16 protein-coding genes are annotated in these 22,927 nt (G+C 43.9%); 7 read left to right on the top strand and 9 right to left on the bottom strand.

The features are described 5' to 3' along the window. Positions 1–96: 96 nt before the first annotated feature. A complete protein-coding gene (locus A4G13_RS04210; RefSeq protein ID WP_011200488.1) occupies positions 97–1,494 on the bottom strand; it encodes an MATE family efflux transporter in 1,398 nt (465 codons plus the stop codon). Between the two features lie 75 nt (positions 1,495–1,569). Between A4G13_RS04210 and A4G13_RS04205 the strand changes: the two genes are divergently transcribed. Then, positions 1,570–2,181 carry a riboflavin synthase subunit alpha gene (locus A4G13_RS04205; RefSeq protein WP_090653909.1) on the top strand — a complete coding sequence of 204 codons (612 nt, stop codon included), beginning with the start codon at positions 1,570–1,572 and terminating at the stop codon, positions 2,179–2,181. Between the two features lie 65 nt (positions 2,182–2,246). Here A4G13_RS04205 and mrcB read toward each other — a convergent pair whose 3' ends face one another. From mrcB to erpA, 4 genes are all read right to left on the bottom strand, one after another. Continuing rightward, positions 2,247–4,586 (bottom strand): penicillin-binding protein 1B, encoded by a 2,340-nt coding sequence (gene mrcB, locus A4G13_RS04200; protein ID WP_090653907.1) that lies wholly within the window; start codon positions 4,584–4,586, stop codon positions 2,247–2,249. Between the two features lie 192 nt (positions 4,587–4,778). Further along, a complete protein-coding gene (locus A4G13_RS04195) occupies positions 4,779–6,143 on the bottom strand; it encodes an L-serine ammonia-lyase (RefSeq protein ID WP_090653906.1) in 1,365 nt (454 codons plus the stop codon). Between the two features lie 230 nt (positions 6,144–6,373). Further along, a complete protein-coding gene (locus A4G13_RS04190; protein ID WP_090653904.1) occupies positions 6,374–6,742 on the bottom strand; it encodes a YacL family protein in 369 nt (122 codons plus the stop codon). Between the two features lie 2 nt (positions 6,743–6,744). Continuing rightward, positions 6,745–7,086 (bottom strand): iron-sulfur cluster insertion protein ErpA, encoded by a 342-nt coding sequence (erpA, locus tag A4G13_RS04185; RefSeq protein ID WP_011200481.1) that lies wholly within the window; start codon positions 7,084–7,086, stop codon positions 6,745–6,747. Positions 7,087–7,263: 177 nt separating this feature from the next. Between erpA and map the strand changes: the two genes are divergently transcribed. Both map and glnD read left to right on the top strand, forming a co-directional pair. After that, complete coding sequence (gene map / locus A4G13_RS04180; RefSeq protein ID WP_090653902.1) at positions 7,264–8,076, top strand: type I methionyl aminopeptidase; 813 nt, start codon at positions 7,264–7,266, stop codon at positions 8,074–8,076. Between the two features lie 205 nt (positions 8,077–8,281). After that, a complete protein-coding gene (gene glnD, locus A4G13_RS04175; protein WP_090653900.1) occupies positions 8,282–10,858 on the top strand; it encodes a bifunctional uridylyltransferase/uridylyl-removing protein GlnD in 2,577 nt (858 codons plus the stop codon). Between the two features lie 39 nt (positions 10,859–10,897). On the opposite strand, the gene A4G13_RS04170 is transcribed toward glnD, so the two are convergent. The 4 genes from A4G13_RS04170 to A4G13_RS04155 form a co-directional block, all read right to left on the bottom strand. After that, positions 10,898–12,301, bottom strand: a complete 1,404-nt coding sequence (locus tag A4G13_RS04170; protein ID WP_090653898.1) for an efflux transporter outer membrane subunit — start codon at positions 12,299–12,301, stop codon at positions 10,898–10,900. A 104-nt stretch (positions 12,302–12,405) separates the two neighbouring features. After that, positions 12,406–13,530, bottom strand: a complete 1,125-nt coding sequence (locus A4G13_RS04165) for an ABC transporter permease (RefSeq protein ID WP_090653896.1) — start codon at positions 13,528–13,530, stop codon at positions 12,406–12,408. 1 nt (position 13,531) lies between these two features. Beyond that, positions 13,532–16,267, bottom strand: a complete 2,736-nt coding sequence (gene rbbA / locus A4G13_RS04160) for a ribosome-associated ATPase/putative transporter RbbA (RefSeq protein WP_090653895.1) — start codon at positions 16,265–16,267, stop codon at positions 13,532–13,534. A 2-nt stretch (positions 16,268–16,269) separates the two neighbouring features. Next, a complete protein-coding gene (locus tag A4G13_RS04155; protein WP_011200475.1) occupies positions 16,270–17,250 on the bottom strand; it encodes an HlyD family secretion protein in 981 nt (326 codons plus the stop codon). A gap of 145 nt (positions 17,251–17,395) precedes the next feature. Between A4G13_RS04155 and A4G13_RS04150 the strand changes: the two genes are divergently transcribed. The 4 genes from A4G13_RS04150 (at position 17,396) to purH (ending at position 22,656) form a co-directional block, all read left to right on the top strand. After that, positions 17,396–17,944 carry a TetR/AcrR family transcriptional regulator gene (locus A4G13_RS04150; protein WP_011200474.1) on the top strand — a complete coding sequence of 183 codons (549 nt, stop codon included), beginning with the start codon at positions 17,396–17,398 and terminating at the stop codon, positions 17,942–17,944. Between the two features lie 107 nt (positions 17,945–18,051). After that, positions 18,052–19,764 carry a protein-disulfide reductase DsbD gene (locus A4G13_RS04145; protein WP_090653892.1) on the top strand — a complete coding sequence of 571 codons (1,713 nt, stop codon included), beginning with the start codon at positions 18,052–18,054 and terminating at the stop codon, positions 19,762–19,764. Positions 19,765–20,372: 608 nt separating this feature from the next. Next, the gene (locus A4G13_RS04140) at positions 20,373–20,861 is read left to right on the top strand and encodes a YbaK/prolyl-tRNA synthetase associated domain-containing protein (protein ID WP_083754311.1); all 489 of its coding nucleotides are present in this window, start codon (positions 20,373–20,375) and stop codon (positions 20,859–20,861) included. 196 nt (positions 20,862–21,057) lie between these two features. Further along, the gene (gene purH / locus A4G13_RS04135; protein WP_090653890.1) at positions 21,058–22,656 is read left to right on the top strand and encodes a bifunctional phosphoribosylaminoimidazolecarboxamide formyltransferase/IMP cyclohydrolase; all 1,599 of its coding nucleotides are present in this window, start codon (positions 21,058–21,060) and stop codon (positions 22,654–22,656) included. Positions 22,657–22,927 lie beyond the last annotated feature (271 nt).

Raw genomic sequence — 22,927 nt, 5'->3', positions numbered from 1 at the left:
AAAATCCTTATCTTATACAATAAGAATTATTTTTATTTAGATTAATCGGCGGGTTCATATGAAAAACAAGGCGTATGATTACGCCCTAAAATCAGATTATTTCAATTTTTCCAGTTTCGTTAATAATTGTTCATCGGATTGTTTTTGAATTTTATACATCCGGTAAAATAACAAAACGGCCGCTACCGTGAGGCTTACCACAAAAGCTATCCAGAATCCCGTAGGTCCCATGTGGGCGGTTATTAAATCCGTTCTTGATAAAATATAACCAATAGGCATACCTAACACCCAGTAGCAGAATAATGTGATGTATAAAATCGCTTTGGTATCTTTATAACCGCGCAATGCGCCGCCCACTACCACTTGTACCGCATCGGAAAACTGATAAAGGGCATTGAGCAATAAAAGGGAAGCCGCAAGGGAGATAACTTCCGTATCCTTAACAAAAATACCGGCGATTTGGTAACGTAAAACGACAGTTAAAAATGCCGTTAGGGTTGCAGTGGCTAAACCTATAAACAGGGCGACATAACTGATATCCTTAGCTTTCAACGGCGAGCGTTCACCAAGGCTTTGTCCGACCAGAATAGTCGTTGCCATACCTAAAGACATCGGCAGCATAAAAATAAACGAACTGGTATTTAACGCAATTTGGTGGCTTGCAACCGCATTCGTACCTAATGGTGAAAGCAGCAAAGAGGTTAGAGCGAAAAGCGCCACCTCGCTACATATCGCAATTGCAATAGGCAAACCTAATTTAAACAGTTTTTTCAGAGTCGCCGGGTTAGGTAATTCAATAATGTTTTCAAATACTTTTAAATCCCGCTGGTTGCGTGCGGATTTTGTGTAACTTATCATCAATATGCACATAATCCAATTCACGATAGTAGTGGCGATTCCGCAACCGACCGCACCAAAGGCAGGCACGCCCAATTTCCCGTAGATGAAAATGTAATTCAGCGGAATATTCAGCAGTAAACCGATCAGGGTAATAATCATTGCCGGTTTGGTTTTTGCCAAACCGTCGTTTAAACAGCGAAAATTAACCAGCAACAAATAGGCGGGCAAGCCAAACAGCATGGCGTGGAGGTATTTAATGGTAATTTGTGCTAAGTGTTCTTCCATGCCCATTCGGTTAATGACCGTATCACTGTGATAAATCAGCAATGCGAGGGGAACAATTGAGAACAAAATAATCCAAATACCTTGTCTGACCTGATGGGCAATGCGGTGACGCTGCGCCGAACCGTTCAGATAAGAAATTGTCGGTGGTAGCGCAAGGAGCAAACCCTGCCCGAACAGCACCAACGGCATCCAAATTGATGCGCCTACAGAAATTGCCGCCATATCCGCCGCGCTAACACGCCCGGCCATAATGGTATCTACCAGCCCCATTGAATTTTGTGCAATTTGTGCTAATAAAATCGGTAAAGAAAGGAGAATCAGGCTTTTGGCTTCTATTTTATATTCTTGCCAATGAGTAATTTTTTGCATAAATGTGAATATTTTACTTTATAATAGATAAAATTTTGCAGATAGTCGGATCTGCAATTCTTATTGGAGAAAATTATGTTTACAGGTATTGTTCAGGGGACTGCGCAAATTCAGTCAATTATTTCCAAACGGAATTTTAGAACACACATTATTAAAATGCCACAGAAATTATTAGCGGATTTAGAAATCGGCGCATCGGTAGCGCATAATGGCGTTTGTTTAACCGTCACCGATATTAAGGGTGATCTTGTGAGCTTCGATTTAATGACGGAAACCCTGAGAATCACCAATCTCGGTGATGTGAAGGAAGGGGATTTCGTTAATATCGAACGGGCAATGAAAATGGGTTCGGAGATCGGCGGTCATCTTCTTTCCGGGCATGTTTACTGCACTGCCGAAGTCGTCGAAATTATTCCTTCGGAAAATAACCTGCAGCTTTGGTTTAAACTGCCGACGAATGAGGTAATGAAATATATCCTGACCAAAGGTTTTATTGCGGTGGACGGAATCAGTTTAACCATCGGTGAAGTGAAAGATAATAAGTTTTGTGTGAATTTAATTCCGGAAACTATTCACCGTACTTTAATCGGGCAGCGCAAAATCGGCTCGAAAGTGAATATTGAAATTGACCCGCAAACCCAGGCCATTGTGGATACGGTGGAACGTTATTTGGCAAGTAAGGTTTGATTTTCGGTTTAAATAGCAAAAGTGCGGTAAAATTTACCGCACTTTTTGTATAGATTATATAAGATTTATTGAGCCGGCGCGGCTTCTTCAACTACCGCAGGTTGAGCTTGTTCAACCGGTGCGGGTTTTGGTGTCGGCGCACAGAAAACCTGATCTTTTCCCGCCCAGACCGGAATGGTGCGGATCGGATTATCGCAATTCCAACCGCCATAGCTGTTAATGCCGACGAATTTAATACCTTTGGGTTTAGTTAACTTTAAGGTTTTAACCGGTACTCTTGTTAAATAATCTTTATAAAGATAAAGCGCGCCGCTTGCACCGGTGAGTTTGGTTTCGCCGTTATCATCGCGACCGACCCAAACCGTCGCAAGGTTTTGCCCGTCAATGCCCACATACCAAGTATCACGGGCGTCATTCGTCGTACCTGTTTTACCGGCCAAATGATATTGTCCGAAGTTTTCCATTAAACTACGCGCGGTGCCTCGATCTACTACCTGTTGCATGGCATACAGCGTTTGATAAGCGGCTTCTTCCGGCACTACTTGTTCGGCATTGTTATCATGGTGATAAAGCAGGTTACCTTGTCTGTCCGTAATGCTTTGAATTGTTGTTAACCGAACCTTGCCGCCGTTATTGGCAATGGTCTGATACAACTTTGTTACATCATAAGGCGATACTTGCAACGAACCCAGTAACATAGAGGGTACTTTAGGGATATTGACTTTATCCCAGCCCATTGCCTGCTGGGTTTCGATTACTTTTTTAAGCCCTGTTTTCATACCCAGGTTAACGGTTGGCACATTTAAAGAGCGGGCCAAGGCATCAATTAACATCACCGAACCGCTGAAACGATTGTCATAATTGCGTGGCGACCAAGGCGGACTGCCTTTAATGGTGATAGTGATCGGGCGGTTATTTAACGGTGTGTTCAAACGGAATTTATCCGGTTCGGAAAGTGCGGCTAAATAAACCGAAGGTTTTACCAATGAACCGATTTGTCGTTTCGCCATAAACGCGCGGTTAAAGCCGGCATATTGAATTTGCGTGCCGCCGACAATAGCCAAAATCTGCCCGCTTTTATAATCGGCAATAATCATGGCCGCCTGTAAATCGGGATTTTTTGTTTTGAGCTGTAATTCGCCGGTTGCTTTCACTACCGCCTGTTCCGCCGCACGTTGTTGTTTAGGATCCAAGGTGGTAAAAATACGGGCGCCTAGTAATTTATTTTCACGGTTTTCGCCCAGATTATCCCGCAGTTCCGCCTGCAAGGTTTGAATAAAAGACGGATAATTTCTTGTGATTTTTCCTTTTTCCTGCACGCCTAACGGACGCTTGCTCAACATATCGTAAAGTTCCTGCCCGATGATTTTATGCTCCAGTAACAAGCGCAATACCACATTGCGACGCTCCAACGCGTAGCCGGGGTTACGCCAAGGATTGTATAAAGACGGGCCTTTAACCATACCCACAAGTAAGGCAATTTGATCAAGACTGATTTCTCTAATAGGCAAACCGAAATAAAAATGGCTGGCTAATTCGAATCCGTGAATTTGAATATCACCGCTCTGTCCTAAATAAATTTCATTAAGGTAGGTTTCCAAAATGGTGTTTTTATCGTAACGAAAGTCTAACAAAATAGCCATCAAGGCTTCGTGAATTTTGCGGGAAATAGAACGTTCGTTGGTTAAAAAAAGGTTTTTTACTAACTGCTGGGTGAGCGTACTGCCGCCTTGCACCGTATGACCGGCGCGAATATTCGTAATCATAGCGCGGGCCATACCGAGCGGGCTAATACCTTCGTGCTGATAAAAATTGCGGTCTTCAGTGAGAAGTAGCGCATCAATTAATAAACGAGGATAGTTTTGCAGCGGAATCGCAAGACGCTCTTCTTTCTCGGATTGCAGCATGGCGATTAATTTAGGCGATAATTTGAATTCATTAATCGCTTTTAGATTGATTAAATCTTCAATTACACTAAGTTTGTTGTCCGTAAAGCGCAGGCGGAAAACCCGTTGCGCTTCTGCTTGCTCGGGAAACGGAAAGGCGCGGCGAATCAACACAATGCTGTTATCTTCAATTTTGAAATCGCCGGGCGCGGCAACCAGAGTGGTTTGACGATAATCGTTTTCCAATAAGGTTTGCTTAATTTTGTCCAACGACCAATTATCTTCTAAACGAATACTCTCAATGCGGCTGTAAACTTCAGCGGGCAAACGCCAAATTTGGCCGTCCATTTTTGAACGGATTTGCCCGTCTAAATAAATACCGTAGGCGCCGATTAAACAAGCGCCGGTAAATGCCAGTTTTGCCATAAAAAGGGTAAAACGGCGTTTTTTATTTTGCAGGGTTTTAGCCGGTTTGTTCGATGTATTGTTTTGTGCGGATTTGTCTTGCTCGGTTGACATTCTATTGACCCGTTTCTCATAAAAATATCGAAAGAAATTCTATCATAGAATTAATAAAGAAAACGCTAAAGATATGAAATTTTGAAAAAGCGTACCGCACTTTTATCCGTGAACTATCAGTAAAAGTGCGGTACGTTTTTGTGAAATTTTAGCGGGAAACGCCCGGATTATTTAAAGCGGTGCGGGGATTTGTCAGCTACATACCACTTTAATTGCCAACCCGCCTTTTGAAGTTTCCCGATATTTTGCATTCATATCTTTGCCGGTTTCGTACATGGTTTCGATGACTTTATCTAAAGTTACGCGCGGATTAGTGCTTCGGCGTAGCGCCATGCGAGCGGCATTGATGGCTTTTACGGAGGCAATGGCGTTACGCTCGATGCAAGGTACTTGAACCTGCCCGCCAACGGGGTCGCAGGTCAAACCTAAATTGTGTTCCATAGCAATTTCCGCAGCAATACATACTTGTTCGGGATTTCCGCCTAAAATTTCGGTTAAGCCGGCTGCCGCCATGGAACAGGCAACGCCCACTTCGCCTTGACAACCCACTTCGGCACCTGAAATTGAGGCATTCATTTTGTAAAGAGAACCGATTACACTGCAAACCAATAAATAACGTTCGACGGTTTCGGCATTTAGCGGCGAGATAAATTTTTCATAATAAGAAAGTACCGCCGGCACGATACCGCAGGCGCCGTTCGTCGGTGCGGTAACAACGCGCCCGCCCGCCGCATTTTCTTCATTAACGGCAAGGGCGAACATATTGATCCAGTCGATAACCTGCATCGGATCATTATTCAGATTACTGTTCGCCTGTAATAAACGATGTAATGCGGGTGCCCTGCGGCTCACTTTTAACGGGCCGGGCAATAAGCCTTCGGTTTTTAGTCCGTGTTTAATGCAATCCTGCATGGTTTGCCAAATCAGGGATAAATGATGTTCGACGGATTCTTTGCCGTGCAATGCCACTTCGTTTCGGAAAACTACGGTGGAAATCGGCAGCCCGGTATCATGGCAATGGCGGAGAATATCCGCCGCATTGTTATAAGGATAAGGCACCGGTACTTCTTCATTTTGCGCTTGATTAAAATGCGCTTCGTCAACAATAAAACCGCCGCCAATGGAATAATAGGTTTGGCGATAAGCGATTTCATCATTCATAAATGCGGTTAATGTCATGCCGTTTTCATGGAGAGATAAAAAGGAATCATGGAACTGCATATCCTGTTTGAAATGGAAGTTGACCGTATACGAACCTCCGGCAACAGGTAAAAGTGCGGTCTGTTTTACCCGGGAAATGAAATCGGCAATGCTGTCGATGTCTACATTATGCGGAAGGTAGCCCGCAAGCCCCATAATAATGGCAATATCCGTATTGTGCCCGAGCCCCGTCATGGAAAGCGAACCGTACACATCGGCATGAATTCGGGTGATTTTTCCAATGTTCCCTTGTGTAATTAAATCATCGATAAACTGTTTACCCGCTTTCATCGGGCCTACCGTATGCGAACTTGAGGGACCGATGCCGACTTTAAACATATCAAATACACTAATCATATTTTGATTCTCATTATTTTATCCTTTTTATCTTATTCACGTTAAAGGGATAAACAGATTCTATAGAAACGCGAGATTTTAGACTAAATTTTGAAATAGTCCATAGGTAACCGCAGAAATTGCGATTATCCCATCACAGTTGCAAAAATATTACTGATTTTGCCTTGATAAATGCGCATTGCCGGTACTTTTCTGCGAAAATTGTTTTTCAGCAAAAGTGCGGTGAAATTTTAAGCGATAAAATTCAAATAGGAAGTTAAGAAGTTTTCGAAATCTTCAAGCCCGCAAAAAGCGATGCTTTCTTCATCATAATAATGAAAATCTTTTTCCAAATCTTGCTCGGAACTGTCCGTCATATCCAGATTATTGGCTTTAACCATAACCTCATCGGCATTAATGAAAAGGCTGTATTCCGCACCGATTAAACGAATTTCCTGCTCATAGGATTGCTTTTTTGCTTGCGCGAGAACGGAAAGTGCGGTGTAAATTTTCTGAGAATCAGACCGCACTTCGCTGTTAAACCAGTTCGCCACCGCTTCATGCCCCATGGAACATTTTGCCTCGACGGAACCTAAATAACGGGTGAATTGGAAGTCCATAACTAAATGCTGAAGGAGGAGCCGCAGCCGCAAGTCGTTGTGGCATTCGGGTTGTGCACAACAAAGCGCGAACCTTCCAGACCTTCCGTATAATCCACGGTACCGCCGATAAGATATTGTAAGCTCATCGGGTCGATAACCAGCTTAACGCCGTCGTTTTCAATGGTTAAATCGCCGTCATTGACTTTTTCGTCAAAAGTAAAGCCGTACTGGAAGCCGCTGCAACCGCCGCCGGTAATATAGACGCGTAATTTAAGATCCTGATTTTCTTCTTCAATAATTAAATTTTTTACTTTTTTTGCCGCAGCGTCAGTAAAAGTAAGAGGTATTGTCATATCTGTCATAATTTTATCCTAAACTGAAATCGTTCCTAAATGATCGGCTATTATCTAATAACCGACTAATTCGTTCAACCAAAAAATCTATAGATATTGCCGATTTTTAAAATATGGAGGCTGCAAATAAAAAGTGTTATCATATGCGTACATTTTTTGACAATAAATTTATAAAAGAGAGAGATAATGGCAATTCCATTAAGAACAGAAGCAGAATTAGAAAAAATCCGTATTGCTTGTAAATTGGCGTCAGATATTTTAGTGATGATTGAACCTTATATTAAAGAAGGCGTATCTACCGGCGAATTAGACCGTATTTGCCATGAATATATCGAGCGGGTTCAGGGTGCAACGCCTGCTAATGTGGGTTATCACGGTTTTCCTAAAGCGACCTGTATTTCATTGAATGACGTCGTTTGTCACGGTATTCCGAGCGAAGATAAAATTTTAAAGAACGGTGATATTTTAAATTTGGACGTTACCGTGATTAAAGACGGTTATTACGGCGACAACTCAAAAATGTATATCGTTGGCGGCGAAACCTCCGTTCGCAGCAAATTACTATGCGAAGTGACTCAAGAAGCCCTTTATGTGGGAATTCGCGCGGTAAGAGCCGGTGTGCGTTTGAACCAAATCGGCAAAGCCATTCAGCAATATGTGGAAAAACAGGGCTTTTCCGTGGTGCGTGAATATTGCGGTCACGGAATCGGCGATCAATATCATACGGAACCGCAAGTATTGCATTATTTCGGTGACGACGGCGGTGTGGTGTTAAAACCGGGCATGGTGTTCACTATTGAACCGATGGTTAACGCGGGTAAAAAAGAGGTGCGCTTAATGGGCGACGGCTGGACGGTGAAAACGAAAGACCGCAGTCATTCCGCACAATTCGAACATGAATTAGTGGTAACCGAAACCGGTTGCGAAGTAATGACCATTCGTGAAGAAGAAGAAAAGGAAGGGCGTATTTCCCGTATTATGGTCAATGCCGAAGCTTAATTTTCTGCTATAGTTTAACCTTTCTATTGCAAAGGCGGGTTCATAGCCCGCCTTAGTTCGTTTAACTTAGGGCCTGTCTATAATAAACAGACCCTCCTAATAAGTCATTGAAAGTGCGGTCGAAAAAGTCGTATTTTTAGGTGATTTTCCTTTTTTGATCGGTCATAATAATTTCATTATTCAGTCAGTTATATTGAGATTTTTTATGTTCCAGTCTGTCGAAGGTCTATTAACGCCCGGCCTTATCAAACAACAAAAAGAGCAACTTAAACAAACGGAATTGGAAAATTTCGCTCAAGCCGATGTAAATTCGTTGATTTCTCACCGCACTTTGTTTTGTGATAATTTTCTTATTCGGCTTTGGCGACAGTTTTCATTACATGAAGTGACGGATCTGGCGCTGATTGCCGTAGGCGGTTACGGGCGGCGAGAAATTTTTCCGTTATCGGATTTGGATTTTCTGATTTTAACGGAACAACCAATGCCGGCGGATTTAGCGAAAAAAGTAGAAGAGTTTATTCAGTTTGTGTGGGATTGCGGGTTTGATGTGGGGGCAAGCGTCAGAACTCTTGAAGATTGCGATAGCCAAGGCAGAGCGGATATTACTATCGCTACCAATTTGCTTGAAAGCCGCTTGTTGACGGGTAATGAAGCCTTATTCGATAAATTAAGTTCTATTGTCGGACGGGAGGATTTCTGGCCGCGGAAAACATTTTTTGAAGCCAAAATTAAAGAAAAAAAACAACGTTATCAACGTTATAACAATACCAGCTACAACCTTGAACCCGATATCAAATACAACCCCGGCGGATTGCGCGATCTGCATTTGATTTACTGGATTGCTCTGCGCCATTCTAATGCCTTAAGCCTTGAGGAAATCCTGCAATCCGGCTTTATTTACCCGGAAGAATATGCGGAACTGGAACGAAATCAGCAATTTCTGTTTAAAGTGCGGTTCGCTTTACACCTGATTTTAAAACGCTACGATAATCGCCTTTTGTTCGACCGACAAGTGAAAGTCAGCGAATTGCTCGGTTATCAGGGGGAGGGAAATCAAGGGGTGGAAACCATGATGAAAGCCTTTTTCCAATCCTTACAGGCGATTTCTTTAGCCAGCGATATTCTCGCCAAGCATTATAAAGAACATTTTGTGGATGAGAATGGAGAAGAAGAATGCCAGGTTCTTGATGATAATTTCCAAATGATCAATAACGCCATTTTTCTTGTGCGTGAGGATTGTTTTGTTCAACAGCCCGATACTATTTTGGATTTATTCAGCCATTTAATTATTCATTCCCAAGCGGAACTGCATTCCTCTACGTTGCGCCTCCTGCATTTGGCTTTAGGGCAATTGAACGGTTATTTATCGGAATTGCCTGCCGCCCGGGAAAAATTTTTACGCTTACTCACTCAACCAAGAGGGATAGAGCGGGCGCTAATTCCCATGCACAAATACGGCGTGTTGACCGCTTATATTCCGGAATGGAAAGGCATTGAAGGATTAATGCAATTTGATTTATTCCATATCTACACCGTAGATGAACATACCATGCGGGTTTTAGCCAAATTAGAGACATTCCTGTCGGAAGAAACGGCGGAAGCCCATCCGCTTTGCGTAAAATTATTCCCTTCCTTACCGGATCGGGCATTGATCTATATTGCCGCCTTATTTCATGATATTGCCAAAGGGCGGGGTGGTAATCATGCGGATCTTGGCGCGGTTGACGTGGGCCGCTTTGCAGCACAGCACGGTTTTGATTGCCGTGAAATAGAGACTATGAAATGGCTGGTAAAACAGCATTTATTTATGTCGGTTACGGCGCAACGGCGGGATATTCATGACCCTGAAGTAGTAATGAATTTTGCCGCCGAAGTGCAAAATCAAGTGCGGCTGAATTATCTCGTTTGTTTAACGGTCGCCGATATTTGTGCAACCAATACCACCTTATGGAACAGTTGGAAGCGTTCTTTATTCGCCAGCCTTTATCAATATACCAACCAGCAATTCAATCAGGGCATGGATAATCTTTTAGACAATCAGGAACAGGAAGAACAGAATAAGGCATTAGCGCTGGAAATATTGCAGTCTCAAGGCTTTACGGAAGATGTTCAATCCCTTTGGAAACGGTGCCCGGGCGATTATTTTTTACGCAATACGCCGAAAGAACTTGCCTGGCATGCGGTATTGCTTGCCGGCGTTGAAACCGAACTTTTGGTTAAAATCAGTAATCGCTTTTCCGCCGGCGGAACGGAAGTATTCATTTATTGCAAAGACCGGCCGAATTTATTCTTAAAAGTTGTCGCCGCTATCGGCAACAAAAAACTCAGTATTCATGACGCACAAATTATTACCAGCTTAGACGGTTATGCCTTCGATAGTTTTATTGTAACGGAATTGGATGGTTCGTTACTTAAATTTGATAGAAGAAGAGTGCTGGAAAAAGCAATTATAAACTCACTAAACTCAAACGAACTGCCAAAGTTACAGGGTTCGGAAAATCATAAATTACAGCATTTTAATGTAAAAACGGAAGTACGATTTCTAAATACGGAAAAAACGACCCACACGGAAATGGAGCTTTTCACTTTGGATAAAGCCGGGCTATTGGCAGATGTAAGTCTTGTGTTCAGTGAACTGAATTTAAGTATTCAAAATGCCAAAATCACCACAATAGGCGAAAAAGCTCAGGATTTTTTTATCCTCACCAACGCAAAAGGAGAGGCTTTAAGCGAGCGGGAACGCCAATCGCTTAGTGAAAAATTGCAAGCAAGGTTAGATTAAAAAGTGCGGTCAAAATTTTTGATTTTTTGACCGCACTTTTTATTTAACCCAACCGCCGCCCAGCGCCTTATATAGGCTGACTAAATTTTTGGCGTGGGTGAGTCTTGCCTGAATCAGTTGTTCCCGGGCATTCAGGGCGTTGATTCGTTCGGAAAGGGTATTGTTTAAGGTTTTTTCACCGTATTGAAATAATTTCTCCGCATTGACCGCACTTTTTTGTGTTTGGGCGGCTGCGGTTTGTAATAGCCGGATTTGGCGGTTTAGTGCAAACTGTGCCTGATAGCTGTTATCTACGTCGGCAAGGGCTTGGATAAGCGCTTTGTCATATTGCAATAATGCGGTTTTTAAGCGGGCGTCCGCCGCATCAATATTGGCTTGGATTCGTCCGTTGGTGAATATCGGCAGGCTGATTCCGCCGCTGACCAAGCCCGCCCAGCCTTTTAATTCGGAAATATCGGAATTCACATCAATGCGACCCGTGCCGCCCATAAATTGAATGTCAAATCTCGGATACAGATCCGCTTTGGCGCTGGCTAATTTTGCCGCCGCCGCTTGTACCTGGTTTCGGTAAGAATGCAAATCCGGACGACGGGCGAGTACTTCGCCCGGTAATACGCCCGCAGGTGCCGCCGGCAGGTTGATTAACGGATTTTTGACCGCCGGGGATAAGCGAAAACCTTGTGCGGGTTTGCCGGTTAAAATCGCAATGGCCCGTCGGTTGCTGTCAATTTGGCTGTCGAAGGTCGCCAGATTCGCTTGTATTGAGCTTAAACGGCTTTCCGTTTGTAATACGTCGTTAGCATTGGCCTGGCCGGCGTTGAAACGCCCTTGGACATAGGTTTTTAATTTGCCTAATACGTCCGCATATTGTTGTAATACCGCTTGACGTTGCTGCAGGGCGGCGATGTTGAAATAGCTTTCGGCAATTTGGCCGGCAACCAGCATTTGGGCTGCATACACCTGATCCTGCGCGCTTAACGCCTGAGCTTCAGCCGCATCCCGATCGCTTCGTTTTTTGCCGAAAAAGTCTAATTCCCAGCTTGCGGTGACGGCGGCATACTGGTAGCTGCCGGAAGAGGTGGAGGATCCGCCGGTCAGGGGATTATCCACTCTGGCACGGGAACCGCTCGCGCTGCCACTGGCGGAAACGGAAGGGCCTAAATCCGCATCAGTGTAAGCCGCATTGGCTTGTGCTTCCGCTAAACGGCTTCTAGCCATGGCGACCTCTAAGTTTTGCTGCAAGCCTTGTTCGATCAGTGCGGTTAATTGGGGATCATTCCAATTGCGCCACCATTGCGTGATCTCAGCGGTACCCGTGGCCTGCGCGGTTTGTTCAAACTGTGCCGGCATTTCAATTTGTGAGTTGAGATCCACATTGGTGCTTGAGCAGGCTGCAAGAGTAACCAGCACGGCGATAAGCGAAAGTTTATGCATTGATTTCATAATTTATCCTACAAAATTTGCTGAAAATATTCATCATCCCTATAACGGATTATTTTTTCCGGCGTAGCCGGCATTCAAAAATAACTGTTTTTTTAACCGCACTTTTATCCTTGTTTGGAAAGCATGGATTTAAATTGCATGAGCGCAATACCTAAGAATAATGCGCCTAACGCCGCCATTTTGACTAAATCGTCCCACACCATATTCAGACCGGCGCCCCGGAACAGTACGTCTTTTGCGTAAGAACCTAAAATAGTGGTCGGCGAAAACTGGGTTAAATATTGGGCGATTTGCGGCATATTTTCTAAGGGAGACATCGTACCCGAAAGCATATACATCACCATATAAACCGGCAGGCATAGTAAGCCGAATTGCGGCATAGTGGGGGCAAATACGGCTAATAAAATACCCAGCGAGGCGATGGAGAAAATAAAAATAATCACGCCCAAGCCGAATAACCAAATAGACGAATTAGTAATGGGAATAGCCAAATAGCCTTGCACCACAAATTTGAGCGAGAGCATCGCGACGACGAACAGAACCAGACCGTTTGCCAGCACTTTGGCTACGGCAATTTCACTGGAACGCACGGGCATTACCAATAGATGTTCTATGGTGCCGCGCTCGCGTTCACGAATAATCGCGGCACCGACCAATAGCATGGTGAGCAGATTCAGATTTCCCACCGTCTGAACCGCTCCCATAAACCATTTACTGGAATAATTCGGGTTATACAGCACATTTACCGCCGTTTTTATCGGCGTAGGCGAATTGGTCGTCTTGAGGAAACGATTCACTTCGCCGGTAAAAATCTGAGTAATATAAGATGAGCCGATACTGGCCTGGGTCATGGCTGTAGCATCGATTAAAATTTGAACGGTCGGATTATGACCGGCTAAGATATCCTGCTGATAATTAGGCGGAATATCGATGATAAAGGTAAAATTACCGTTATCCATTAAATCGTCAATCTGTTCTTGTGAAATATGTTCGACTTTTTTGAAATAGGGCTTGAGTAACGCATCTTTTAAACGATAGGAAAGGGCGGAATGATCATGATCGACAATCCCGACAGAGGCATTTTTTACTTCTGTAGTCGGCAGATTTGCCACGGTAACTAAGGCGACCGTAAACATATATATGATTAAAATCAGCAAAGTAAGATCGCTAAATAAACTTTTGAATTCTTTACCGCAGAGAAAAAAGACATTTTTTAACCAACGTGACATTTTATTTCTCCTGTTTCTTTAAGAACAGCACGGCAAGACTAATATACATTGCATAGATAATAGCCAGCTGAAGATAATTCGAACTTAATTCGGCAAATCCCAATCCTTTGGTGAAACCGCCCAGACTGATATTTTGAAACCATGCGCCGGGGAATATTTGGGATACCATTAACAAATGTTCGTCCAACGCAGAAGTCGGATAGAAGATCCCCGCCAGATTAATGGCTGGTACAATGCTGATAATGGCGGTGGCAAAAATTGCAGCGACTTGCGATTTGACAAAACTGGAAACGAATAAACCGAATGCCGTTGAAGCGCAAATGCCTATCAAGCAGCCGAAAAACATCGCAAATATCGAGCCTTTAATGGGGACGCCAAAGATCACAATGGATACCGTCACTAACAGCAGATAACTGAGAAAAGACAGTAATATATAGGGTAATTGTTTGCCCAGTAAAAATTGAAGTTTGGAGGCCGGTGAACCGTACAAGTTCATAATCGAACCGATTTCCCGTTCCCGTACTACGCCGAGAGCCGTCATCATTGCCGGAATTAAAATCATCGCCAGCATAATGATGCCCGGCGTTATCGCATAAACACTTTTAAAGTCCTGATTATAAACGAAACGAGTCTCGGTGGCGGCGTTAGACGGAGGGTTAAATCCCTGTTCTTTCAGGGTTTCCGTTATATATTGGCGAATCACCCCGGAGGCGGAACCGTTTAGATTTTCCGCTACGGAAGGGAAGGCACCGTCAATAAACAGCCCCACTTCAGGTTGTTGACCGTTTAACATTTTCTTGCCGAAATCAATCGGGATTTCAATCACTAATTTGATTTCGCCGGTCTGCAGGGCCGGGTTGATTTCATCCACCGAATGAAGATCCGCCTGTCTGATGAAATATGGCGAACCGGTGAAGTATTCTACAAACTTACGGCTTGCGGAACTGTTATCGTGATCCAATACTTTGAAGTTTGACGGATTAATATCAAAGGAAATGCTGCCCGCCATTGCCATCAACATAATAATTGGTCCGCAAAAAGCAAAGAATAAGCGGATATTATCCCGCAGCAGCTCTTTACCTTCACGCACGGCAAAGGTCCAGATTAAAGACCACCATGTCCATAATCCTTCAGCTGGCGGTAAAACTTCGTCATTTTTGACCGCACTTTGGCCGGTTTCATTGCTTGGCGCGGTAATGTCGTCCGCCTGTTCTTCCAGATAAATGATAAAAGCTTCTTCCAGGGTCGCTGCATTTTTGCCGGTTCGTAATTCTTCCGGCGTTCCTACAGCCAGTACGCGTCCGCGGTGCATAAAGGAAATGCGGTCGCAGCGGGCGGCTTCGTTCATAAAATGGGTGGTGACGAAAATGGTGATGCGATCCTCGCGGGAGAGTTTAATCAAATATTCCCAGAACATATCCCGTGCCGCAGGATCCACGCCGGAGGTGGGTTCGTCTAAAATTAACAGTTCGGGTTTGTGCAAACAGGCGGCGGCGAGTTGTAAACGCTGACGAATGCCCAAGGGCAGGGAAGAGGGTTTTTCATCCGCCAGATCGGCGAGATCGAATTGTTCCATGGCGGAATGAACATAGGTATTCCATTGTGCCGGCGGAATCTGGAACAGTTTTGCGTGCAATTCCAGGTTCTCGCGTACCGTCAATTCTTCATATAACGAGAATGCCTGCGACATATAACCCACTCGTTTGCGGGTATCTATATTGCTGGCGTCAATGGGCTGTCCCAATAAGGTTGCCGTACCTTCGCTAGGGTCGAGTAAACCGGTGAGCATTTTCATGGTGGTGGATTTGCCGCAGCCGTTGGAACCCAAAAAGCCGAAGATTTCCCCTTTAGGAATGGTAAAACTGACATTATCCACCGAAGTAAAATCGCCGAAACGTTTGGTTAATCCTTCCGCAACAATAACGGGCGGCTCGTTCGCATCGACTTCGAAAGGCGGGATGGTCAAGCCCTTCCCCGACCCGCGTTTGTCCGCCGGCAGCAATTTTACATAGGCCTGTTCCAGATTTTCGCTTTCGGTTTCCGCAATCAGCTGTTTGGTCGGCTTATAGGCAATCAGCTTGCCGTCATCCATGGCAATGACCTGTTCAAAACCTTCCGCCTCGTCAATATAGGCGGTCGCGACGATCACCGTCATGCCCGGCGTTTCCCGACGCAGATCCTCCACCAATTGCCAGAATTGGCGACGGGAGAGGGGGTCTACACCGGTGGTAGGTTCGTCTAAAATAAGTAAATCGGGACTGTGTACCAAGGCGCAACAAAGACTGAGCTTTTGTTTCATTCCGCCGGACAGTTTGCCCGCCGCGCGATCCGCAAAGGGCGCCAGACCGGTCGCGTTTAAAAGACGTTCGATGCGCGCTTTGCGATGGGCTTTGGGCAGCCCGAAAAGACGGGCGTGAAAATCAATATTTTCATAAATTGATAAAGTCAGATAAAGATTTTTACCCAGACCCTGCGGCATAAAGGCAATTTTGTGGGATAACAGGTCGCGCGCCTTTTTTTCCGCTACATTGAGACCGAAGACGGTTACGCTGCCGGATTGAATAATTTTTACGCCGGCAATCAGCGACAACAGCGTGGATTTACCCACGCCGTCGGGACCGATCAAGCCGATGATTTTACCGCGCGGAATCTGTAATGACAGGTCGCAAAGTGCGGTGGTTTTTCCGTAACAATGTTTAAGCTTATCCACCTGCACGGCAAGTAATGTATCCGCCATCTTTATTCACCTTGCGGAAGTTTCACGGTCAGATTTTCCGGCCATAGCGCCTCTTGTCCGTATTTCACATAACCCAATGCGGTCATACCGCCTTTCAGCAGTTTATTGTATTGAAGGGCGATTTCGGCGGGAATCTGCAATTTCACTTTGAACATTAATTTTGCCCGTTCCTCCGTGGTTTCCACCGATTTCGGCGTAAATTGCGCATCCGCCGCAACATAGGTGATTTTAGCCGGGAAAACCGCATTCATACCGTCAACCACAATGCGCGCCTCTTCGCCCACCTTGACCTGATTGGATTGAGCGGAAGTTAAGAACACATTGATATAAGTATCGGTGGGATCCAGCAGACTCACTACGCGACCGCCGATGCCGAGTACGTTTCCCACTTCGGCAATTTGATATTCCACCCAGCCTGCTTTCGGCGCCTTGATCAGCATGTCGCTGTTTTGCGATAGGGCCTGTTCCAATTGGGCCTGAGCCTGATTCACGGCGGCATCCGCTTCCGCTTTAGCGGCTTTCGCCGTATTTACCGCCGCTACCGCTGCACGATAATTTGCCTGCCGGCGTTCTAATTCACTGGCAGACACCAGATTATCACGGCGCAATTTTTGCGCGTTATCCAATTCTAATTTCGCTACTTTAAGCTGTTGCTGCTGGGAATCGATTTGCGCGACGGCACGGGTGACGGCTTCCTGCGCCCGTTGTTTTTGCGCATTGGCGGCGTCCACCTGGGTTTGTGAGATGCTGGAAGAAAGACGGGCAAGGTTTTGCCCGGGTTGCACTTCATCGCCTTCCTGCACGTACATTTCTTCCACCCGCCCCGCATATAGCGTGGCAATATCCAGTCGTTTCAGTTCTAAACGGCCGTTGACAGCGGCAATACCGGCTAATTTCTCGGCTTTTAATTGAGCGTTATACCAGATGGTTCCGCCCGCAACGGCAACCGCCGCAAGTATGGCAACAACATATTTCGCTTTCATGGTGATTCCTTTTTAAACTGACAGATTTACGAATTATAAAAAGCAAGGCGGTCAAGCTCAACCATCAAAAACCGACAAAATGTTGCTTATTCCTACAAAATTAGCTAAATTGTCGGTTATTTGAGGGAAAGGGAGAATACAGGCATTGAAACAGGATATCCGCATAACAAAAACCTTAGGGCTTATTCGGCACGTATTTTTAGAATTATTGGAAGAAAAAGGGTTTGAACATATTGTGGTACAGGATATTTTGGACCGCGCGCAAATTAACCGTTCTACTTTTTATAAGCATTTTCAAAATAAGCATGCGGTCGCGCTTATGCTGGTTGATGAGATTAAACAATTGTTAACGGAAAACTTTGAAAACCGATTTTCGATTCCTACCACCGAATTTGCGCAAAAAATGGTGCCCATTTTTTGGCAACATCGCGATTTAATTCATTTAATCGGTAAAATTGAGAACCCTCGCATTCATTTATATAAAGATTTAGCGCTGGTTATTAAAGAAGAATATATTAAGCAAGCGGTAAGAGAGCAGCCTCAAAGCAGTGAAGAACTGGATTTTCAAGGTTATTTATTTGCTATTGTTTCACTGGGAACCATTCGCTATTTTGTGGAAAAAGGCGAATTGCCGGATCCGAGTGTAATTGTCGGTGATATAGAGTCCGTATTTAATCTTTTGATTATCAAATAGATAAAAATACCTGGCCGTTTTAGCTTATCCGTAGAAATTACACTTTTTTATTCATTATCTTATGCTAGAATTCCCGCTTAGTTTCCCTTTTTGATATTGTTTGGCTAATGAGAAATTTTTTACTTTTTTTGATTTTAAGTTTGACAACATTTGTTGCGCATAGTGGGCTTTTTACCGGCAAACCCCAGTTTTTAAAGCCTCATGAAGCTTTTATTTTGTCGGCAAATAAGCAAGATGCGCAAATAAACTTACACTGGAAAATTGCGGATAATTATTATCTTTATAAAAAAGAACTGCGTATTACCGGCGAAAACAGCAAAATCGGTGAAATTATCTATCCGCAAGCCGATAAACATCAGGATGAATTTTTTGGCGAAACAGAGATTTTTCGTCATGAATTATTTCTTGCGGTTCCCGTTAATGAACAAAATGCGGCAAGTCGGCTGGAAGTCACTTATCAAGGGTGTACGAAAGGTTTTTGTTATCCGCCCGAAACTACAGTGCTTGAATTAGCTAGCTTGCCTATAGGGCAGGAATCACAAACGTTGACGGCTCAGGACAGCCTGTCTCAAAATTTGTTAAAAAGTAAATATGCGGTATTTGGGTTCTTTCTGCTGGGCATTGGTCTTGCCTTTACGCCTTGCGTTTTGCCGATGTTGCCGCTGTTGTCCGCTATCGTTATCGGGCAAGGAAAACGAGCAAGCACAGGGCGTGCGTTATTATTAAGTTTTGTTTATGTACAAGGTATGGCATTGACCTACACTTTGCTTGGCTTGATTGTCGCTGCAATCGGGCTGCCGTTTCAGGTTGCCTTGCAAAGCCCTTATGTATTGGTGACGCTTTCCGCTGTTTTTGTGCTTTTAGCGCTTTCTATGTTCGGCTTATTTAACCTGCAGTTACCTAGTTCGTTACAAACAAAATTAGCTTTATTCAGCCAAAAACAGCAGAGCGGCGCCTTAGGCGGGGTATTTATTATGGGCATGATTGCGGGATTAATAGCCTCGCCGTGCACTTCGGCGCCGTTGTCCGGTGCCTTGCTTTATGTGGCGCAAACCGGTGATTTATTTTTCGGTGCTATTACCCTTTATTTGTTAGCCCTTGGTATGGGGATGCCTTTGGTACTCATCACGGTATTCGGTAATCGGATTCTACCGAAATCCGGCGCATGGATGGAAAAAGTAAAAACCGCTTTCGGCTTTGTATTGCTTGCATTACCTGTATTTCTGCTTGCTCGGGTACTGCCGGGTATGTGGGAAAATCTGCTTTGGTCATTGTTGACGGTGAGTTTTTTTGCCTGGCTTTCATTTTCTATGCCAAAAGGAAAATTAGGCCGGTCGCTGCGGATTTTATTTCTTATTTTAGCGATGATTGCCGTTCGTCCGTTGCAGAATTTTATCTGGGGTGATTATTCGGCTCCTGCTGGTAATCCTCAAAGTGCGGTGGAAAAATCGGAAATTTCATCTTCGACGCGTTTTAAGCAGATCAATAACTATGCGCAACTAAAGCAGGCGTTAACCAGTAATCCTAAAGCCATTGCCATGTTGGATCTTTATGCCGATTGGTGTGTAGCTTGCAAAGAATTTGAAAAATATACTTTTTCTCATCCCGATGTTAAACATAAGTTTGAACAGGTTTTATTGCTTCAGGTGGATATGACTAAAAATAGCCCTGAAAATGCCGAATTAATGGAAAAACTATCCGTATTGGGTTTGCCGACGATTATTTTCTTTGACCGGCAGGGGAATGAAATTGTTAACTCCCGTATTACCGGCTTTTTAAATGCAAAGCAATTTCTTTCATTAATTGAAAAGTATTTATGAAGAGTTAACTGTTTTTTTCAGTTGCAAACACGAAAAATTGTAAATTTTAAGTGGTTGGATGAGTTTTAAACAGCATGAATTTTGTTAAAAATCGTGCTGTTTTTTTATTTTAAATTTTGTCGATATTTTATCTTCATCAGATTTTTCAAGGTACGCAAACGATTAACTTGGTAAGTGTCATTAGCCCTTTTACGACCTAGCTTCAAAGGAAATTTTGTTTTTAATAAAAAACCGTTTTAGAAAAGAAAATTTCACAAATAATCAACAAAAAGAGGGAACAAAATCCTTTCAGTAAAGTTTATTTTTAACTATTAGTAAAAATACTTTTTCTTTTTAGTAAGCTTGTATGAAAAAAAAACTTGAAGTAAACTCCATTCCGTTGTTGAGATTCCCCTTGTCTTGACAACATTAGATAATATAGAACCCCTATATTACAAAATCTAAATTTCCTTACAATTTGCCTGCTTAATTAGCAGGCTTTTTTTTTTTGCGTAAAATTTCTGCGTCGGTTATTTTTATCGGTTTTAATTTTTTCTAATTTGCTAGAATAACGGCAAGATCTAGTTGAATGGAGTGGTCTTACTCCGTTTTTTATTATGGATGTAAATATGTCTGAAAAAACTTTTGAAAAATTGACCGCACTTTTAACGGAGAACCGGGCTTCATTCCGGGTTATTGAACACCCTCGTGCCGGTAAATCGGAAGAAGTGGCTAAAATGAGAGGCACGGAATTGGGACAGGGAGCTAAAGCATTGCTTTGCGTGGTGAAAGGAAACGGCATAAAACAACATGTTCTGGCAATATTGCCGGCAAATAAAAAAGCCGATTTGCAAAAAATCGCCCTTGCATTAGGCGGTACGCGCGCTTCTTTGGCAAGCCCTGCCGAGGTGCATGAACTGACCGATTGCGTATTCGGCGCTATTCCGCCTTTCAGTTTTCATGAAAAGCTAAAGTTAGTGGCGGATCCCGGTTTATTTGGGATCTATGAAGAGTTGGCGTTTAACGCCGGTACTTTAGAGCGTTCTTTGTTGTTGAATACACAGGATTATCAACGTATAGCCAATCCGCAATTAATTGAATTTGCCACTGAAAACTAGGATCTGTTTATAAAAGATCAACAGCCCCTGATTCAACTTCATGATTTTTCTGTGTTTTCATAATGGGAAGGAGTGAAAGACAAGGTTTGTTCGTCAATAAATTTTATCTGAAACGAATATTTTTCTGTATAAGCGCAAACGTTTGCGTTATAATATTTCCGTTTTTATTTATCTTTAAATTTAAAGGAAATTATCAATGCAAATTCGTCCTATCCGTCAAGCCTTATTAAGCGTGTCTGACAAAACCGGTATTGTGGAATTCGCACAAGGCCTGGTGCAACGTGGTGTTAAATTATTATCAACCGGCGGCACCGCCAAATTATTGGCAGACAGCGGTTTGCCGGTGACGGAAGTGTCGGATTATACCGGGTTTCCCGAAATGATGGACGGCCGGGTGAAAACCTTACACCCGAAAGTACACGGCGGGATTTTAGGCCGTCGCGGTACCGATGATGAAGTGATGCAAAAACACGGTATCGAAGGTATCGATATGGTGGTTGTGAATCTTTATCCTTTTGCGCAAACCGTGGCAAAACCGAATTGCACCCTTGAAGATGCGGTGGAAAATATCGACATCGGCGGGCCGACCATGGTGCGTTCTGCTGCGAAAAACCACAAAGATGTAGCTATCGTGGTGAATAATGCGGATTTCCATATGATTTTGGCGGAAATGGATCAAAATCAAAACAGCTTAACGCTGGAAACCCGTTTCGATTTAGCCATTCGCGCCTTCGAACATACGGCACAATATGATTCCATGATTGCCAATTACTTCGGTCAACTGGTGAAACCGTATTTTGCCGCCGAGGAAGAAGACAAAGATGCGAAGTGCGGTCAATTCCCGCGTACTTTAAATCTCAACTTTATCCGCAAACAAACCATGCGTTACGGTGAAAACAGTCATCAAAATGCGGCATTTTATGTAGAAAAAGAGGTTAAAGAAGCCTCCGTATCTACCGCCAAACAACTACAAGGTAAAGCCCTTTCTTACAACAATATCGCTGATACCGACGCAGCGTTGGAATGTGTAAAAAGTTTTGACGAGCCGGCTTGCGTGATTGTGAAACATGCCAATCCGTGCGGCGTAGCCTTAGGTAAAGATGTGTTGGAAGCTTACAATCGTGCCTACCAAACCGACCCGACTTCCGCATTCGGCGGTATTATCGCCTTCAACCGAGAATTAGACGAAGCGACGGCAACGGCTATCGTGGATCGTCAATTTGTGGAAGTGATTATTGCGCCGACGGTTTCCGCTGCTGCGGTAGAAGTGGTGAAACGTAAGAAAAACGTACGTTTATTGGCATGCGGCGAACTGATCAAACCGCAGGCACGCCTAGATGTTAAACGGGTAAACGGCGGTTTATTAGTACAGGATGCGGATTTAGGGGCTGTGAGTATTGATGATTTGGAAGTGGTGAGCAAACGTAAACCGACCAAACAGGAATTGGAAGATATGCTGTTCTGCTGGAAAGTGGCGAAATTCGTGAAATCCAACGCTATCGTGTATGCTAAAAACAATCAAACCATCGGTATCGGCGCAGGCCAAATGAGTCGAGTCTATTCGGCAAAAATCGCCGGTATCAAGGCACAGGACGAAGGCCTTGAAGTGAAAGGCTGCGTGATGGCATCTGACGCCTTCTTCCCGTTCCGTGACGGCATCGACGCCGCCGCCGAAGTGGGAATCGAATGCGTTATCCACCCGGGCGGTTCAATGCGCGACCAAGAAGTGATTGACGCGGCGGATGAACATAATATGGTGATGGTTTTAACTAAAATGAGACATTTTAGACATTAAGGTGTTTTGTTACTTTCTTGCTTGTGCAAGAAAGTAACCAAAGAACATACCCCGACTTCACCGCTGAACTGAACTTTGTTGTGATTTTTTAAACGGCAAATTTGTCAACTCGCTTCGCTCAAACAGTACAAATTTGCCTAAAAATCACAAGTCGTTCAGGCGCTTCAGACGGGGGACTTATTTTTGAGCGTTACTAAAAGAAAAGTGACGGAAACGCAAAAGAAAGTAGGTTGTCCATCGGACGAAAAATGATTTATTGAAGCTCGAAATT

The sequence above is a fragment of the Basfia succiniciproducens genome (assembly GCF_011455875.1).
GTDB classification, from domain to species: Bacteria; Pseudomonadota; Gammaproteobacteria; order Enterobacterales; family Pasteurellaceae; genus Basfia; species Basfia succiniciproducens.
The sequence above is the reverse complement of the archived record's forward strand: the minus strand, read 5'-3'. Positions and strand labels throughout refer to the sequence as shown.

Excerpts from the sequence above, each read along its gene's own strand:
- A4G13_RS04195 (WP_090653906.1), bottom strand. The coding sequence starts at position 6,143 with ATGATTAGTGTATTTGATATGTTTAAAGTCGGCATCGGTCCCTCAAGT.
- rbbA (WP_090653895.1), bottom strand. The coding sequence starts at position 16,267 with ATGGCGGATACATTACTTGCCGTGCAGGTGGATAAGCTTAAACATTGT.
- A4G13_RS04205 (WP_090653909.1), top strand. The coding sequence starts at position 1,570 with ATGTTTACAGGTATTGTTCAGGGGACTGCGCAAATTCAGTCAATTATT.
- erpA (WP_011200481.1), bottom strand. The coding sequence starts at position 7,086 with ATGACAGATATGACAATACCTCTTACTTTTACTGACGCTGCGGCAAAA.
- A4G13_RS04165 (WP_090653896.1), bottom strand. The coding sequence starts at position 13,530 with ATGTCACGTTGGTTAAAAAATGTCTTTTTTCTCTGCGGTAAAGAATTC.
- purH (WP_090653890.1), top strand. The coding sequence starts at position 21,058 with ATGCAAATTCGTCCTATCCGTCAAGCCTTATTAAGCGTGTCTGACAAA.
- A4G13_RS04210 (WP_011200488.1), bottom strand. The coding sequence starts at position 1,494 with ATGCAAAAAATTACTCATTGGCAAGAATATAAAATAGAAGCCAAAAGC.
- glnD (WP_090653900.1), top strand. The coding sequence starts at position 8,282 with ATGTTCCAGTCTGTCGAAGGTCTATTAACGCCCGGCCTTATCAAACAA.
- A4G13_RS04170 (WP_090653898.1), bottom strand. The coding sequence starts at position 12,301 with ATGAAATCAATGCATAAACTTTCGCTTATCGCCGTGCTGGTTACTCTT.
- map (WP_090653902.1), top strand. The coding sequence starts at position 7,264 with ATGGCAATTCCATTAAGAACAGAAGCAGAATTAGAAAAAATCCGTATT.
- A4G13_RS04140 (WP_083754311.1), top strand. The coding sequence starts at position 20,373 with ATGTCTGAAAAAACTTTTGAAAAATTGACCGCACTTTTAACGGAGAAC.
- mrcB (WP_090653907.1), bottom strand. The coding sequence starts at position 4,586 with ATGTCAACCGAGCAAGACAAATCCGCACAAAACAATACATCGAACAAA.
- A4G13_RS04145 (WP_090653892.1), top strand. The coding sequence starts at position 18,052 with ATGAGAAATTTTTTACTTTTTTTGATTTTAAGTTTGACAACATTTGTT.
- A4G13_RS04190 (WP_090653904.1), bottom strand. The coding sequence starts at position 6,742 with ATGGACTTCCAATTCACCCGTTATTTAGGTTCCGTCGAGGCAAAATGT.
- A4G13_RS04155 (WP_011200475.1), bottom strand. The coding sequence starts at position 17,250 with ATGAAAGCGAAATATGTTGTTGCCATACTTGCGGCGGTTGCCGTTGCG.